This window comes from Zhihengliuella sp. ISTPL4, assembly GCF_002848265.1.
Lineage (GTDB): Bacteria > Actinomycetota > Actinomycetes > Actinomycetales > Microbacteriaceae > Microbacterium.
In genome coordinates this window covers 3,052,446-3,067,148 of record NZ_CP025422.1, presented here as the reverse complement: position 1 = coordinate 3,067,148, position 14,703 = coordinate 3,052,446, and the positions used below count along the sequence as shown (strand labels likewise).

At 71.2% G+C, this 14,703-nt stretch carries 14 protein-coding genes; 4 read left to right on the top strand and 10 right to left on the bottom strand.

Annotation, left to right across the window (positions count from 1 at the left end; translation table 11 throughout):
- Positions 1-24 precede the first annotated feature (24 nt).
- From CYL12_RS14595 to CYL12_RS14585, 3 genes are read left to right on the top strand one after another with little or no spacing between them, the layout of a single operon-like run.
- Positions 25-465: a MarR family winged helix-turn-helix transcriptional regulator gene (locus CYL12_RS14595; RefSeq protein ID WP_101848224.1), complete on the top strand. Its 441-nt coding sequence runs from the start codon at positions 25-27 to the stop codon at positions 463-465.
- A gap of 5 nt (positions 466-470) precedes the next feature.
- A complete protein-coding gene (locus tag CYL12_RS14590) occupies positions 471-1,802 on the top strand; it encodes an MFS transporter (protein WP_101848834.1) in 1,332 nt (443 codons plus the stop codon).
- A gap of 60 nt (positions 1,803-1,862) precedes the next feature.
- On the top strand, positions 1,863-2,147 hold the full coding sequence (locus tag CYL12_RS14585) for a hypothetical protein (protein WP_025105431.1): 285 nt from the start codon (positions 1,863-1,865) through the stop codon (positions 2,145-2,147).
- Between the two features lie 91 nt (positions 2,148-2,238).
- Here the strand turns inward: CYL12_RS14585 and rocD are convergent, their stop codons facing one another.
- From rocD to CYL12_RS14550, 7 genes are all read right to left on the bottom strand, one after another.
- Complete coding sequence (gene rocD / locus CYL12_RS14580; RefSeq protein ID WP_101848833.1) at positions 2,239-3,456, bottom strand: ornithine--oxo-acid transaminase; 1,218 nt, start codon at positions 3,454-3,456, stop codon at positions 2,239-2,241.
- A gap of 14 nt (positions 3,457-3,470) precedes the next feature.
- Positions 3,471-4,349 (bottom strand): dimethylargininase, encoded by an 879-nt coding sequence (ddaH, locus tag CYL12_RS14575; RefSeq protein WP_101848223.1) that lies wholly within the window; start codon positions 4,347-4,349, stop codon positions 3,471-3,473.
- A gap of 163 nt (positions 4,350-4,512) precedes the next feature.
- Positions 4,513-5,511, bottom strand: a complete 999-nt coding sequence (locus CYL12_RS14570) for an NAD(P)-dependent alcohol dehydrogenase (RefSeq protein ID WP_101848222.1) — start codon at positions 5,509-5,511, stop codon at positions 4,513-4,515.
- On the bottom strand, positions 5,508-5,738 hold the full coding sequence (locus tag CYL12_RS14565) for a helix-turn-helix transcriptional regulator (protein WP_101848221.1): 231 nt from the start codon (positions 5,736-5,738) through the stop codon (positions 5,508-5,510). The genes CYL12_RS14570 and CYL12_RS14565 overlap by 4 nt, the downstream gene beginning before the upstream one ends.
- Positions 5,738-6,172 carry a hypothetical protein gene (locus tag CYL12_RS14560; protein WP_101848220.1) on the bottom strand — a complete coding sequence of 145 codons (435 nt, stop codon included), beginning with the start codon at positions 6,170-6,172 and terminating at the stop codon, positions 5,738-5,740. Before CYL12_RS14560 ends, CYL12_RS14565 begins: the two co-directional genes overlap by 1 nt.
- A 256-nt stretch (positions 6,173-6,428) precedes the next feature.
- On the bottom strand, positions 6,429-10,103 hold the full coding sequence (locus CYL12_RS14555) for a proline dehydrogenase family protein (protein ID WP_101848219.1): 3,675 nt from the start codon (positions 10,101-10,103) through the stop codon (positions 6,429-6,431).
- Positions 10,104-10,167: 64 nt separating this feature from the next.
- Positions 10,168-10,728, bottom strand: a complete 561-nt coding sequence (locus CYL12_RS14550) for an acyl-CoA thioesterase (RefSeq protein WP_101848832.1) — start codon at positions 10,726-10,728, stop codon at positions 10,168-10,170.
- A 130-nt stretch (positions 10,729-10,858) separates the two neighbouring features.
- Here CYL12_RS14550 and CYL12_RS14545 point away from each other — a divergent pair, with 130 nt between their 5' ends.
- The gene (locus CYL12_RS14545; RefSeq protein ID WP_101848218.1) at positions 10,859-11,368 is read left to right on the top strand and encodes a GNAT family N-acetyltransferase; all 510 of its coding nucleotides are present in this window, start codon (positions 10,859-10,861) and stop codon (positions 11,366-11,368) included.
- Positions 11,369-11,423: 55 nt separating this feature from the next.
- On the opposite strand, the gene CYL12_RS14540 is transcribed toward CYL12_RS14545, so the two are convergent.
- The 3 genes from CYL12_RS14540 to CYL12_RS14530 are packed head-to-tail and all read right to left on the bottom strand — an operon-like array spanning position 11,424 to position 14,701.
- Positions 11,424-12,575: an acetyl-CoA C-acetyltransferase gene (locus CYL12_RS14540; protein ID WP_101848217.1), complete on the bottom strand. Its 1,152-nt coding sequence runs from the start codon at positions 12,573-12,575 to the stop codon at positions 11,424-11,426.
- Between the two features lie 11 nt (positions 12,576-12,586).
- Positions 12,587-13,060 (bottom strand): ASCH domain-containing protein, encoded by a 474-nt coding sequence (locus CYL12_RS14535; RefSeq protein ID WP_101848216.1) that lies wholly within the window; start codon positions 13,058-13,060, stop codon positions 12,587-12,589.
- A 3-nt stretch (positions 13,061-13,063) separates the two neighbouring features.
- Positions 13,064-14,701 carry a cytochrome b/b6 domain-containing protein gene (locus CYL12_RS14530; protein WP_101848215.1) on the bottom strand — a complete coding sequence of 546 codons (1,638 nt, stop codon included), beginning with the start codon at positions 14,699-14,701 and terminating at the stop codon, positions 13,064-13,066.
- Between the last annotated feature and the right edge of the window lie 2 nt (positions 14,702-14,703).

Here is a 14,703-nt window from a genome sequence, read left to right as displayed (position 1 = left end):
GAATATTAGATAGACTAACTAAGTATGTCTGCGTCCGATGATTCCCTGCACCTCACCGCCACAGACCTCCGCATGGCCACGTTCCGGCTCGCCCGTCGGCTGCGCTGCGCCCGCGCTGCCGACATGATGAGCGACACCCAGCTCGCGGTGCTCGCCGACCTGCGCATGAACGGCCGCCGCACGATCTCCACCCTCGCCGAGCGCGAGCGCGTGACCGCCCCGTCGATGACGAGCATCGTGAACGGCCTGGAGGAGCAAGGCTATGTCGCCCGCACCCCCGACGAGGACGACCGCCGCCGCGTGCAGGTGGACATCACCCCCGCCGGCACCGAGATCGTCGTCGAGACCATCCGCCGCCGCGACGTGCTGCTGGCCGACATGCTCCGCGAGGTCGACTACACCGAGGAGGAGCTGGCGACGCTGCGAGAAGCGAGCGCCCTGATGCGGAGGGTGGTGGAGCGATGAGCGCCATGTTCCGTTCCTTCGCGAACATCAACTACCGGATCTGGTTCGCCGGCGCCCTCGTGTCGAACGTCGGCGGGTGGATGCAGGCCACCGCCCAGGACTGGGTCGTACTAACCGAGCTCACCGACAACGACGCGACCGCGATGGGCGTCACCATGGCACTGCAGTTCGGCCCACCGCTGGTGCTCGTGAGCCTGACCGGCTGGGTCGCTGATCGCTTCGATCGGCGGAAGATCCTGCTGACCACGCAGACCGCGCTGCTCGGCCTCGCGATCGCGGTCGGATCCCTGCTGCTGGCCGGCGTGATGACCCTGCCGATGATGCTCGCGTTCGCCCTCGGGTTCGGCATCGTCAACGCGTTCGACGCGCCCGCCCGGCAGGCCTTCGTGTCGGACATGGTGTCCGCGACCGAGACCTCCAACGCCGTGGCGCTGAACTCCGCCTCCTTCAACCTCGCCCGCATGATCGGCCCCGCGGTCGGTGGTCTGCTCATCGTCGCGATCGGCTCCGGCTGGGTGTTCATCGTCAACGCCGCGACGTTCCTCGCCATGATCGTCGCGCTGCTGCTCATGCGCACGCACCTGCTCGCACCGCGGCCGAAGAACCGCAACCGCGGCGGCCTCGCCGAGGGGTTCCGGTACGTCTGGGCGCGCAGCGACCTCAAGGTCGTTTTCGTGACGGTGTTCCTCATCGGCGCGTTCGGCATGAACTTCCCGATCTTCGCCTCGACCATGGCGCTGGAGTTCGGAGCCGGCGCCGACGGGTACGGGGTGCTGAGCTCGGTGCTCGCGATCGGGTCGCTGATCGGCGCCCTCCTCGCCGCGCGTCGGGACCGGGCGAGGGTGCGCGTGGTGATCCTCGCGGCGGGCGGGTTCGGGATCGCGGCTTTCGTCTCGGCCGCGATGCCCACCTACCTCTCCTATGCGGTCACGCTCACGTTCACCGGCTTCATGATCGTGACGCTGCTGACCACGGCCAACGGCTACGTGCAGATCACGACGGATCCGGCACTGCGCGGCCGAGTCCTCGCCCTCTACATGGCCGTCATCATGGGGTCGACTCCGGTCGGCGCGCCGATCGCCGGCTGGGTCGCCGACGCGTTCGGCCCTCGTGCCGCCATCATGCTCGGCGGGACCGCCGGTTTCATCGCGTGCGCGATCGGGGTGACCTGGGTGCTCACGTCGGGGCGTCTGCGCCGTGAGGAGAGCAGCCGCTTCCGCCTGACGCTCGACGAGACCCGGCCACTGCGGGTCGTGCAGGCGGTCGAGCCGGTCGACTACACGGAGAAGGCGGCGGCGACCACGCCCATCCGCCTGCCGCGCCGCGACGGCGAGTGAGCTGCGAAGGCGTTTGTCAACGCCTTCCTCATCACGGCCCGACGGTCGTAGCGTCGGGTCATGGACGAGAACATGAGCACCCCGCACCCGCAGGATCCGGCCGAAGGCGCTCCCGGCGTCGACGTCCCTGACGAGAACTCCGGCCAGGGCGACGGCACCGGCGGCGCTATTCAGGGCGACAGCTCTCGCGGCGAGTCGACCGGCGGCGCCATCCAGGGCAGTTCCGGCCCCGGCCACGACGCCCCGTTGGGCGGCGATGAGAACACCGAGGACGAGCTCGCGGCCGACAACGCCGCCGAGGAGGACACCCTCCGCACGCTCGATCCGGACTCCCCGCCGGCCTGAGCCGTCGACCCACCCCCTTTCGAGACGAGCCACCCCCTTGCGAACGTTCGCAAGGGGGTGGCTCGTGCGGAAGGGGGTGGGTCGGCCGCGGTCAGGCGTCGAGCACGACCTTGAGCTGCTCGACGGCCCAGTCGAGTTCGGTCGCCCGGATGACGAGCGGGGGCGCGATGCGGATGGTCTGCCCATGGGTGTCCTTCACGAGCACACCCCGCTCGAGCAGCTTCTCCGCGATCTCCCGGCCGGTGCCGACGGCGGGGTCGATATCGACGCCCGCCCACAGCCCGGCGATGCGCACACCCGTGACCCCGTGGCCGATCAGCGGCTGCAGTGCCTGCTCCAGGTGCGCGCCGAGCGCCCGCGCACGCTCCTGGAACTCGCCCGTCTGCAGCATCTCCACCACACGGAGGCCGACGGCCGCCGCGAGCGGGTTGCCGCCGAACGTGGAGCCGTGCTCGCCGGGGCGGATCACGCCCAGCACATCGGTGTTCCCCACCACGGCCGAGACCGGAAGGATGCCGCCGCCGAGCGCCTTGCCCAGCAGGTAGAGGTCAGGCACGACACCCTCGCGGTCGCACGCGAACGTCTCGCCGACCCGTCCGAGCCCGGCCTGGATCTCGTCGGCGATGAACAGCGCGTTCTTCTCGTCGCAGATCTCGCGGATGCGGCGGAGGTACCCCTCCGGCGGGATCACGACGCCGGCCTCGCCCTGGATCGGCTCCACGAGCACCGCCGCCGTGTCGTCCGTGATGGCGGCGGCGACGGCCTCGGCGTCGCCGTAAGGGACGGCATCGAAACCCGGCGCGTAGGGACCGAAGTCGTCGCGCGCGGTCGGGTCGTCACTGAAGCCCACGATCGTCGTCGTGCGGCCGTGGAAGTTCCCCGCCGCGACGACGATCCGCGCCTGCCCCTCGGGGATGCCCTTCACGCGGTAGCCCCAGGCCCTGGCGACCTTGATGCCGGTCTCCACCGCCTCGGCGCCCGTGTTCATCGGCAGGACGAGCTCCTTGCCGCAGAGTTCCGCGAGCGCAGCCGCGAAGGGCTCCAGCATGTCGCTCTGGAACGCCCGGCTGACGAGCGTGACCCGACCGAGCTGCTCGGTCAGCGCCGCGACGAGCGCGGGGTGCCGGTGCCCGAAGTTCACTGCGGAGTAGGCCGCGAGCAGGTCGAGGTAACGCTTGCCCTCGACGTCGGTGACCCACGCCCCCTCGCCCCGCGCGATCATCACGGGCAGCGGATGGTAGTTGTGCGCGACGTGCGGCTCCGCGACCGCGCTGGGTCCCTGAGCCTGTCGAGGGGTCGCTGCGCCCACCGTCTGCTCGATCGTCACTTCGCACCCCGCAGCTCGAGCGTGCAGCACTTGATCCCGCCGCCGCCGAGCAGGAGCTCGGACAGGTCGACGGTGATCGGGTTGTAGCCGCGCTCCCGGAGCTGCTGCTCGAAGCCCTTCGCTCGCGGCGAGATGATGACGTTGTAGCCGTCGCTCGAGGAGTTCAGGCCGAACACCGCGCCGTCCTCGTCCGACACGAGGATCGCCTCCGGGAACCGCTTCTCCAGCTCGGCACGGCTGGCGTCATCGAAGGCACCGGGGAGGTAGGCGATGTTCGCCCGCTCCGGGCCACCGTTCTCCACGCCCTGCACGGGATCGAGCACGGCGATCGCGGTGTCGAGGTGGTAGAAGCGGGGATCGGTGAGGTTGAGCGAGACGACCTCGCGGCCGAAGACCTCGCCGACCTCGCGGTGGCTGTCGCCGGTGGAACGGAAGCCGGTGCCGGCGAGGATCACATCGCCCACGAGCAGGAAGTCGCCTTCGCCCTCGTTGACCTCCTTCGGCATGACCGTGTCGTAGCCCGCGGCGCGGAACCAGTCGGCGAAGGCCGGAGCCTCGCCCTGACGCTCGACGAAACGGAACTCCGGCACGTACGCGCGACCGTCGATGAGGAAGCCGCCGTTGGCCGTGTAGACCATGTCGGGGTAGCCCGGGAGCGGATCGATGAGCTCGACCTCGTGGCCCAGCTCGACGTACAGGTCATAGAGCTTCTGCCACTGGGCGACCGCGTTGGCCGTGTCGGTCGGCCGCGACGGCTCCATCCACGGATTGATGGAGTAGTTCACCGTGAAGTGCTCGGGACGGCACATCAGGTAGTGGCGGCGGTGCGCGGTGCGCGCGGGGGCGGTGGTGACGGCGGTCTCCGGCGTCGACATGGATGCTCCTCGTGTGAACGGGCGCGGCGGACGCTGTCCAGGGGCCCGGCGGTCCTTCGACCCCCTGCTCGGAAGAGGCGGAGGGGAAGATGCGACTCGGGCACGCCGGTGACCATTGTGCCACCGGACCCTGGGCGCCACCAGCATCCGCCCCGTGTCGCCCTCAGCCCTCGCGCTGCGTCACCACGACCTTGCCGACCGTGTGCCCGGCCTCGACGTGCGCGAGCGCGGACACGGCCTCGTCGAACGGGTACGTGCGCTCGATCACCGGAACCAGATGCCCCTCCTCGACGAGCTCGAGCAGCTTCGTGAGGACCTCGGGGCGCGACGTCGCCGCGAGGGACAACACCCGGGGTCCGCGGAGCGAGAGCAGGGCGGCGCGGATCATCCGCGGCACCGGACCGAGCACCCGTCCGCCGTCTCCGGTCACGAGCACCACGCGACCGCCCGGGCGGACGAGGCGCTGCAGCTCGCGGATCGGCACGCCTCCCGCGAGGTCGATGACGGCGTCGAACCGGGAGGAGGGCAGGTGCGTGAGCGGAGATGTGCGGTGGTCGAGCGTGCGCACGGCTCCGAGGCGCTCGATCAGCAGGGCGTTGCGCGCGCCGCACGTCGCCCAGACCTCGGCGCCGCGGAGCGCCGCGAGTTGGACGGCGAAGGTCCCCACTCCGCCCGACGCCCCGATCACGAGGACACGCTGTGCGCGATGACGCAGACCCACCCCGGCGGCATCGAGCGCCTGCCACGCGGTGCCCCCGGCGATCGGCAGGCACGCGGCCCCTTCGGGCGTCACATCGGGCGGGACGGGCACGACGCGGTCGGCCGCGATGCGTGCATGCGAGGCGAGTCCTCCTCCACCCTGCAGCTCCCCCACGACGAGTTCGCCGAGCTCGGCGTTCACGACATCAGCTCCGACCGCCACCACGGTGCCCGCGACGTCGAGCCCCCGCACAGGGTGCGTGGGGCGCGTGAGCCCGAAGAAAGGCCGGACCAGAAGCGGATCGCCGAGGAGCAGCCGCACGTCGCCGGCGTTGAGGGCAGTGGCCTGCACGCGCAGCACGACCTCGCCCCGATGCGGCTGGGGCGCAGGCACCCGGGTCAGCGTCGTCCCGGCGGCCGGGCCGTACGTCTCGCGGGTCCAGGCGGGCATCGTCTCGGTCATGCGGCACCTCCGGGCTCGGCGGGATACGCGAACAGGTCGTCGATCCCGACACCGAAGGCCCGGGCGATCTGGAACGCGAGCTCGAGCGTCGGCGAGTACTTCTGCTGTTCGATCGCGATGAGCGTCTGCCTGGTGACCCCGATCGTGCGGGCGAGCTCGGCCTGTGTGAGCCCGGCGCGCTCGCGGTGGGCACGGATGCTGTTGGAGACGAGGGTGGGCTTGACCATCAGCGGAGCCCCTGACGGTACGCGACGGCACGGGCGACACCGCCGATGACGGCCGCCACGAGGAACCCGGCGAACATGGTGTTCGCGATCCAGAACACGTCGGCGCCGAGACCGCACAGGACGATGACGCCGAGGCCGGCGATGGTGACGAAGGCCTGCTCCACGCGCGCCCCCATTCGGCCGATGTCCCGGTCGCGGATGTCGGAGCGACCGATGCCGTCCGGATCGGACATCCCGGCGATGATGCCCCAGAGGATGCTCAGCACGATCGTCCCGACGATGCCCCCGCCGATCGTCCAGAGCATCAGCGGGAACCAGTCCGTCTCGGTGAGCGGGCCACCGCCCGCCTGCTGCAGGAGCAGCACCCCGTAGACGATCGCGACGATCGGGCTGACGATGAGCCCGGCCCAGACGTTGCGCTCTTCGTAGACCATGCGCTTCTCCTCGTGTCAAAGATTCTTGACACGAGAGTACGTCCACCCGTTCCCTGTGTCAAGAATCTTTTACACCCCGTCTCCGGCCGCAATCTCCCGGGATCACCATCGCACCCCCGAGCCGCCTCTCCCGCCCGTTTCCGATCCCGCATGCCCTGGGCATCCCGAAGCGGGATGGAAAACGCACCAGCACCGGGCCCGGAAGGCACCTTTCCGCACACGCACCCGTGGCGGGACCAGCGCCCGGGGGACGGGGTCAGATGACGGAGGCGCTCCAAGGGTCGGGGTTTCCGTAGCGGTGGGCCGTGATCGAGACGGACTGCTCGTGCACGAACGGGAGGAGCTCGATGCGGGCGGCCGCCGTCACCTCCGCGTCGTACACCGCGAGGTCGGGATCGCCGCCTGTGGCCCGAGCGAGCAGGGAGCGCAGGGCCGCCACCGACTCCCGTCCGCCCACGAGCCGCACGCGCCCATGCCGCGGAAGCACCGGAACCCCCGGGTCCTCTGGGGCTCCCTCGCCCTCGGCCACCTGCATCCGCTGGAGCCACTCGTCCTCCGTCTCCAGGAACACCACGGCGTCGAGGTCACCCAGAGCATGCCGCACGCCCGCCGGAAGCCCGACCGGAGTGGACACGACGAAGCCCGCCCCCGCGCGCACTCCCGCGATCACGACGCGCAGCAGGTCGTGCAGGGCGGCGTCCTCGGTGGCGCGGATCTCCACCGGCACGGGCCGATACCGGAAGAGGTTGCGCTCGATCTCCAGCCGCGACACGTCCCGCACCCGCCCGAACTCCCGGTCCCAGGCCAACGCGTCTGACAGGGCGGACCGCCGGAGCCACTCGAACGACTCGAACGGGAGGGAGGGCTGCGCGGCCTCGATGAGTCCGGTGATCCGGGAGTCGAGTCCGCGCAGATGGAGGGTGCTCGACGCCGGCGACCCGTGCTGCGCCCGCCACGAACCGAGCCCGATGAGGTGGTTCGGGCCGCCGGGCTTGGCACCGGCGCCGACGGAAGATCGCTTCCACCCACCGAACGGCTGCCGCTGCACGATCGCTCCGGTGGTGCCGCGATTGACGTAGAGATTCCCGGCCTGCACGCGGTCGAGCCAGAAGGCGAGGTCATCGGGGTCCTGCGTGTGCAGCCCCGCGGTGAGACCGTAGGCGACGGCGTTCTGCAGATCGACGGCCTTCGCGAGCGTCGGCGCGTGCATGATCCCGAGGACCGGTCCGAAGAACTCCTCCGTGTGGAAGCGCGAGCCGGACTGCACGCCGACCCGCACGCCGGGGCGCCAGAGCCGTCCGCTGCCGTCGTCGGCGGGGTCGAGGGCGGGTTCGATGAGCCATCGCTCGTCGCCCTCCAGCTCGGAGAGCGCCCAGGCGAGCTTGCCCTCGGGCTTCTCGATGACCGGACCCACCTCGGCGAGCGGATCGGAGGGCCAGCCGACCCGCAGCGAGCGGACCGCATCGGCGAGCTGACGCGCGAAGCGCTGCGACCGTCCCACCGGCCCGACGAGGATCGCGAGCGACGCCGCCGAGCACTTCTGCCCCGCATGCCCGAACGCGCTCTTCACGAGGTCGGCCACAGCGAGGTCGAGGTCGGCCGAGGGCGTGATGATCATCGCGTTCTTGCCGCTGGTCTCTGCGAGCAGGGGCAGGTCCGGGCGCCAAGAGCGGAAGAGCGCTGCCGTCTCCCAGGAGCCGGTGAGGATCACGCGGTCCACCGCCTCGTCCGCGATGAGGGCGCAGCCGAGGTCGCCTTCCTCGATGTCGACGAGAGCGAGCGCCTCGCGCGGCACACCACCCTCCCACAGCGCCTCCACGAGCACCGCCGCACACCGCCGCGCCTGTGGGGCGGGTTTGAGGACGACCCCGGAGCCCGCGGCGAGCGCGGCCAGCACCCCGCCGGCGGGGATGGCAAGGGGGAAGTTCCACGGCGGAGCGACGACGGTCACGCGGGCGGGCACGAACACGGCGCCGGAGATCGCATCGAGCTCGCGACACGTCGCGGCGTAATACCGGGCGAAGTCGACGGCCTCGCTCACCTCGACGTCGGCTTCGGCGAAGACCTTGCCGGTCTCCGCGGCAGCGACCTCGATCAGCTCCGCGCGCCGGGACTCGAGCGCGGCCGCCGCGCGCAGCAGCACCTCCGCCCGTTCGGCCGCAGGACGCGCACCCCAGGCCGCCGCCGCACCCTGCACGCCGCGCACGATGCGGGCGAGGTCGCCGGCGTCATCGACGCGGGCCGCGTCCAAGACGTCCCTCCCGACCGTCGAGTCCGCGAGCCTCTCACGGATCCCCGCCGCCCACTCTCGGTTGGCGGGAAGGGCGAGATCGGTGTCCGCCGTGTTCGCGAATCCCGGGGCACCCCCCGTGTCCTCCCCGCGCTCGCGCGCCGCGTAGACGGCGGTCTCGAGATAGGCCCCGGTGTCGGCGTCGTCGGAGCCGCGCACGATGCCGAGCACGGCTTTCGTGAGGTCGGCCTCCGCGACCGGGCTCACCGGGGTCGGGCGCACGGACTCATGCACGGGAGCGAGCCGATCCTGGGTGCGCCGCGGCCCCAGGGCGAGGTCCGGATCGGCGGCGTGATCGAGCGCGTCGAGGAAACGGTCGGCCTCGCGCGCGAAGAGCGCCTCGTCGTCGTGCAGGTGGAACGCCGCGGAGAGGAAGTTCTCGGACGACGCGTTCTCCTCCAGCCGCCGCACGAGATAGCTGATGGCCACGTCGAACTCGGCAGGCGCGACGACCGGCACGTAGAGCAGCACCGGACCGACTTCCCGGGAGACAGCCTGCACCTGCCCCTGCGCCATGCCGAGCAGCATCTCGAACTCGACCGCGTCGCGGACGCCGCGCTCCCCGGCCAGCAGCCACGCGTGCGCGATGCTGAAGAGGTTGTGGCCGGCGACACCGATCCGCAGGGCGGTCGTGTGCTCGGGCCGCAGCATCCAGTCCAGGCAGCGCAGGTAGTTGGCGTCGGTGTCGAGCTTCGTGTCGTAGGGCGCTGGCGTCCATCCGTGCAGGGTCGCCTCGACGTGCTCCATCGCGAGGTTCGCGCCCTTCACGAGGCGCACCTTGATGCGCGCTCCGCCGTGGATCACGCGGTCCTGCGCCCAGGCGGTGAGCTCCTGGAGTGCCGGCAGCGCGTCGGGCAGATAGGCCTGCAGCACGATCCCGGCCTCGAGCCCGGTGAGCCGCGGATCCTCGAGGAGACGCGTGAAGACGGCGATCGTGAGATCGAGGTCGCGGTACTCCTCCATGTCGAGGTTGACGAAGGTGCCGTCTGCCGCGGCCGTCACGTACAGCGGGAGCAGCCGCTCCACGACCCGGTCGACGACCTCGTCGAAGCCCCACATCGAGATGCGGCTGACGATGGCGGAGACCTTGACCGACACGTAGTCGACGTCCGGACGCCGGATGAGCTCGTGGATGCCGTCGAGCCGCCGCCGCGCCTCGGCCTCCCCCAGCACCGCCTCCCCGAGGAGGTTGAGGTTCAACCGCGCCCCCGACTCCCGTAGCTTCTCGATCGCGGGGCCCAGCTTCGCGGGTCGAGCGTCCACCACGAGGTGGCCCACCATCTCGCGCAGGGCGCGCCGGGCGATCGGCACGACCGGCGTCGGCAGCACCGGGGCGACGCCGCCGCCGAGTCGCACGGCGGAGCGCAGGTACCACGGCAGGAACTCCGGCACGATGGGCGCGATCCGACGCAGCTGGGCGGCCGCGGCCGTCAGGCTCTCTGGCCGCATCACACCGTCGATGAAACCGAGGGTGAAGGGCAGACCGTTGGCATCGCGGAGCACACCGGCGAGGCGCTCGGCGGCGGGGTCGACGTCGGCCGCGGCCGCCTCGATGACCCAGCGGCGCGCGAGTTCGACGGCCTGATCGGCGAGGGATGCGGATGCCCCCGCCTCCGCGGAGGATGACGACGACTCTGCCATGGGACCACCCTAGGTCTCCGGTCGCGGAATCCCGGGGTGCCCGACCGTGTGGGCCGCAGTCGGGTCAGTTCCAGATGCTGGGGGCGGGCGTTCGAACCGGAGGCAGGGCGGATGCGGCGGCCCACTCGTGCACCCACGCGTCGATCTCCGGCACGCCGTCGGGCTTTCCCACCGCGGCGAAGAGCTCCTCGTTGCTGACCGTGCCTCCGGAGCGCCGCAGCACGCGGGCCCGCACGATGGCCCTGGCGTAGACCTCGCCGGCCACCACGGCCCGATGCTCCAGGAACAGCGCTTTCTCGTCGTGCCCGATGAACCGGGACTGCACCTCGAACCGCTGCCAGAGCTGGAGCGACTTGCGGAAGGTGATGGTCTCGCTGGACACGACCGCGTACCAGCCCTGCTCCTTCATCACGTCGAACAGCCCCGTGCGGATGAGGTGGTCCCAGCGGCCGAGGTCGAACAGCGACAGATAGCGGCCGTTGTTCATGTGACGGAGGATGTCGAGGTCCGTCGGCAGGGTGGTCACGCGGACGGTGCCGACGGCGGTCGGGTCGAGGGTCTTCCCCTGCCGCACGCGACGGCGCGCACCGAGGATCACGAGGAGGGTCCGCCAGATCACATTCACGAGCACTGATCGTAGCCATCCGCGCACGATCGCCGAACTTCATTGTCCGATTCCTCCATGCCGCCGGAAGGCCCGTCGCGGGCCATGGTCCCGATTTCCGATTTCCACGGACCCGCCGTAGAGTCACCGCATGAGCGCCGAAGCCCAGCCCGAAGTCATCGTCCGTCCGGTCCGTGATGTGGATGCGGAAGCCCTCGGTCGCGTGCATGCGCAGTGCTGGCACGAGACCTACGATCACCTGATCAGCAAGGCGGCGCTGGAGAAGGTCTCCTCGCGGCGCATGGCCGAACTCTGGACGCACTGGGCCTCCCAGGGTCCTGACTTCAAGATGAACGCGGCCCTCGTCGACGGCGAGATCGTCGGCTTCGTCGGCTCGGGTCCGGCCCGCGACAAGGACGCCCCGGCGTTCCGCGAGCTGTACTTCATCTATCTGCTCGACGCGTACCACTCCACCGGCATCGGCCAGAAGCTCTTCGACGCGGCCGTCGAGAAGGACGAGCCCCTCTACCTCTGGGTCGCCGAGGACAACCCCCGCGCGCACCGCTTCTACACGCGCAACGGGTTCCACCTCGACGGCGCCGCGCACACCGAGCCGTTCCTCGGCGAGACGCTGACCGAGGTCCGCTTCGTGCGTCCCTGACCCTCGTCCTCACCGAAAGGGCCGCCCCACGGCGCGGCCCTTTCGTCGTCTGCGTTCAGAGGCGTTCGATGATCGTCACGTTCGCGACGCCGCCGCCCTCGCACATCGTCTGCAGGCCGTAGCGGCCGCCGGTGCGCTCCAGCTCGTTGAGCAGGGTGGCGAGGATGCGGGTGCCGGTCGCGCCGATCGGGTGCCCGAGGGCGATGCCGCCGCCGTTGACGTTGACCCGCTCGTGCGGCGCACCGGTCTCGCGCATCCAGGCGAGCACGACCGAGGCGAACGCCTCGTTGACCTCGAACAGGTCGATGTCCTCGATCCGGAGCCCGGTGCGCTCCAGCGCGTGCCGAGTCGCCGGGATCGGCGCCGTGAGCATGAGCACCGGGTCGTCGCCGCGCACGGACAGGTGGTGGATGCGGGCGCGCGGCGTGAGACCGTGCTCCCGCACAGCCTGCTCGCTCGCGATCAGGACCGCACTCGACGCGTCGCTGATCTGCGAGGCGACGGCGGCAGTGATCCGTCCTCCGGGTGCGAGCGGCCGCAGGCCCGCCATGCGATCCAGGCTGGTGTCCCGTCGCACGCCCTCGTCGTGGTCGAGGCCGCCGAGCGGCTCGACCTCCGCCGCGAACCGCCCCTCGTCCTGGGCTCGGACCGCGCGCCGGTGGCTCTCCAGCGCGTACCGTTCCATCTCCTCCCGCGAGATGTCCCAGCGTTCGGCGATGAGCTCCGCGCCGCGGAACTGCGAGATCTCCTGGTCGCCGTAGCGCTCCCGCCACCCGGGGGACTCCGCGTACGGCGTCGTGAAGCCGTACTCCCGGCCGACGGTCGCCGCAGCGGTGAGCGGGATCTGCGACATGTTCTGCAGCCCGCCGGCGATGACGAGGTCGCTGGTGCCGCTGAGCACGGCCTGTGCAGCGAAGTGCACGGCCTGCTGACTCGATCCGCACTGCCGATCGATCGTGACGCCAGGCACGTGTTCCGGGAACCCTGCGACGAGCAACGCGGTGCGGGCGACGTTCCCCGCCTGCCCGCCGATCGCATCGATGGCTCCGAGGATCACGTCGTCCACGGCGCCGGGATCGATGCCCGTACGGTCGACGAGGGCCCGCAGACTGTGTGCGCCGAGGTCGGCGGGGTGGATCTCCGCGAGTGCCCCGCCACGGCGTCCGACCGGCGAACGGACCGCGTCGACGATGTAGGCCTCGGCCATGATCCCTCTCCTCAGTCGTCCGCGCCCTGCGGCAGAAGCAGCCGGAATCGTTCGCACACCACCGGCATGTCGGGGGCGTATCCCCGCGGGTTCTCGGAGTGGGTGCGCCAGTAGCGCTCGTGCACCTCGCGCCAGTGCGCGAGCGTGCGGTCGCCCTCCCCCTCGGCGAACGCGTGCTCATCGTCGACATCGTCGAACGGCACGATGTCGATCGCCGTGGTCTCGATCACCGCGCGCGGGGCGCCGGTTCCGTCGAGGATGATGCTGAGCTCGCCCACTTCCGGCAGCGGCTCCCCCGATTCCTCGTAGTCCCAGAGCGACGAGGCGGTGCCCACCTTGATGCCCGCGAGCACGAGCGCCAGCAGCTCGTCGGCGTGCTCCGGCGTCGCCCCGAAGCCCCACGCCTCGGGCAGAGCCTCCGGCAGGTCGGGCAACGCGGTGCGCGCGTCGCGCCAGTAGTCCTCGATGGCGGTGCGGTCGGACATGGATCAGCGCCCCGAGACCTTGCCGAACACCTTCGCGATCGGCGCGAGCACGAGCGGACGCGCGGCGACCCACGCGATCGCGATCACGACGAGCGAGGCGACGAACACCCAGAACCCGGTCCACGTGGCGGCATCCTGCGCGGCGAACATGTGGTTGAGGTTGCGCTGGAAGCCGGTGAGCATCACGAGCGCGACGTGCGCGATGATGAACGCCACGAAGTAGAGCATCACCGGGAAGTGCAGGGCACGCGCCCACTCCACCGGATACGCCTTCGACAGGCGCTCCGCCTTCTTCGGCCAGAGCCCCGACATGCGGAATCCGGTGACGGCGGCCAGCGGCGCCGCGACGAAGACGGTCACGAAGTAGGCGAGCTGCTGCAGGCTGTTGTAGTTGTTCCAGCCGTTCTCGTGCGGCCAGTCGAACGAGATGTACTGGAGGGCCGCCGACAGCGCGTTCGGGAAGACCTCCCAGCTCGTCGGCACGATCCGCACCCAGTGACCGGTGACGAACAGCAGCACCACGAAGATCACACCGTTCACCAGCCACAGGATGTCGAGCGCCTGGTGGAACCAGAGGTTCAGGCTGATCTTGCCCTTCGGGTTGTTCCGCGGCGTCCAGAACACGGTCGGCCGCTTCTCGGTGCGCACCTGCAGTCCCGAGCGGATGATCAGCACGATCAGGAACATGTTGAAGAAGTGCGCCCAGTTGGCCCACGGCGCGAAGCCGGGCTCGACCGGGATCGGCGGCTCGTACTCGCCCGGGAAGGCCGCCAGGAAGTCCTGCAGGAACGGGAGACTCAGCAGCGCCCGCACGAGGGCCACGGCTGCGGCGGCGAGCACGCCGAGGGCCGCGGCTCCGAACAGCACGGCGATCGCCTGGGTCCACGTCGGACGGCGGCGAGCGGTCGCGGCCTCCGCTGCGGGAGCCGGGAGGTGCCGCGGTGCACGCCCGTCCCAGACCGTGCGGGTCCAGGGCAGCGGGGCGCTGATGTCGGCGGCCGGAGCGAGGACGGTGCCGGGGGCCGCGGCGGGCTCGGCTGCGGGGGTCGCGGACGGAGATGGCGGCTCTGCGATCACGGAGGCGTCCGCCGCCACGGTCGGAGAGGTCTCAGCGGCCGAAACAGCGGGCACGGTCCCCGCGGGCGGCCACGGCTCGCCGCCCGGAACACGGGGCAGTCCGCGGCGGATGCCCTCGCCTCCGGCAGACGCCACCGGGGCGGGCACGGCGGCGGGTGCCGAGGACGTCGCGGAGGCAGCGGGCGCAGCGGGAGTCACGGCACTCGTGGCGGTGGAAGGTGCGGTCCCGCCCGGAACCGCGGCGGGTGCGGACGGCGCAGTGGGCGCGGCCGCGACCTCGGACGACGGCCAGGGCTCGCCGCCGGGGACGCGCGGGAGGCCCCGACGAAGGGCCGGACGCGGTGCGGCGTCCTCCGGCGGGGAGGGGGCGGTCACGGCGGCCTCGACCTCGACGGCAGAACGCTCGACGCGCTCCACCGTCGCGGAGTCGGGTGTCGACGCCGGAGCCTGGACGGCCTCGGTCACCCGGACCTCATCGACGGTCTCGATGGTCGCATCGGCGGGCGGCCACGGTTCGCCGCCCGGCACCCGCGGAAGCCCGCGGCGCAGCATCCGCGTCGCCATGG

Bases quoted from the DNA above. Each gene is read 5' to 3' on its own strand.
- CYL12_RS14535 (WP_101848216.1), bottom strand. From the start codon at position 13,060: ATGTCCGACCGCACCGCCATCGAGGACTACTGGCGCGACGCGCGCACC.
- CYL12_RS14530 (WP_101848215.1), bottom strand. From the start codon at position 14,701: ATGGCGACGCGGATGCTGCGCCGCGGGCTTCCGCGGGTGCCGGGCGGC.
- CYL12_RS14555 (WP_101848219.1), bottom strand. From the start codon at position 10,103: ATGGCAGAGTCGTCGTCATCCTCCGCGGAGGCGGGGGCATCCGCATCC.
- ddaH (WP_101848223.1), bottom strand. From the start codon at position 4,349: ATGTCGACGCCGGAGACCGCCGTCACCACCGCCCCCGCGCGCACCGCG.
- CYL12_RS14545 (WP_101848218.1), top strand. From the start codon at position 10,859: ATGAGCGCCGAAGCCCAGCCCGAAGTCATCGTCCGTCCGGTCCGTGAT.
- CYL12_RS14540 (WP_101848217.1), bottom strand. From the start codon at position 12,575: ATGGCCGAGGCCTACATCGTCGACGCGGTCCGTTCGCCGGTCGGACGC.
- CYL12_RS14590 (WP_101848834.1), top strand. From the start codon at position 471: ATGTTCCGTTCCTTCGCGAACATCAACTACCGGATCTGGTTCGCCGGC.
- CYL12_RS14595 (WP_101848224.1), top strand. From the start codon at position 25: ATGTCTGCGTCCGATGATTCCCTGCACCTCACCGCCACAGACCTCCGC.
- CYL12_RS14585 (WP_025105431.1), top strand. From the start codon at position 1,863: ATGGACGAGAACATGAGCACCCCGCACCCGCAGGATCCGGCCGAAGGC.
- CYL12_RS14570 (WP_101848222.1), bottom strand. From the start codon at position 5,511: ATGACCGAGACGATGCCCGCCTGGACCCGCGAGACGTACGGCCCGGCC.
- CYL12_RS14565 (WP_101848221.1), bottom strand. From the start codon at position 5,738: ATGGTCAAGCCCACCCTCGTCTCCAACAGCATCCGTGCCCACCGCGAG.
- CYL12_RS14560 (WP_101848220.1), bottom strand. From the start codon at position 6,172: ATGGTCTACGAAGAGCGCAACGTCTGGGCCGGGCTCATCGTCAGCCCG.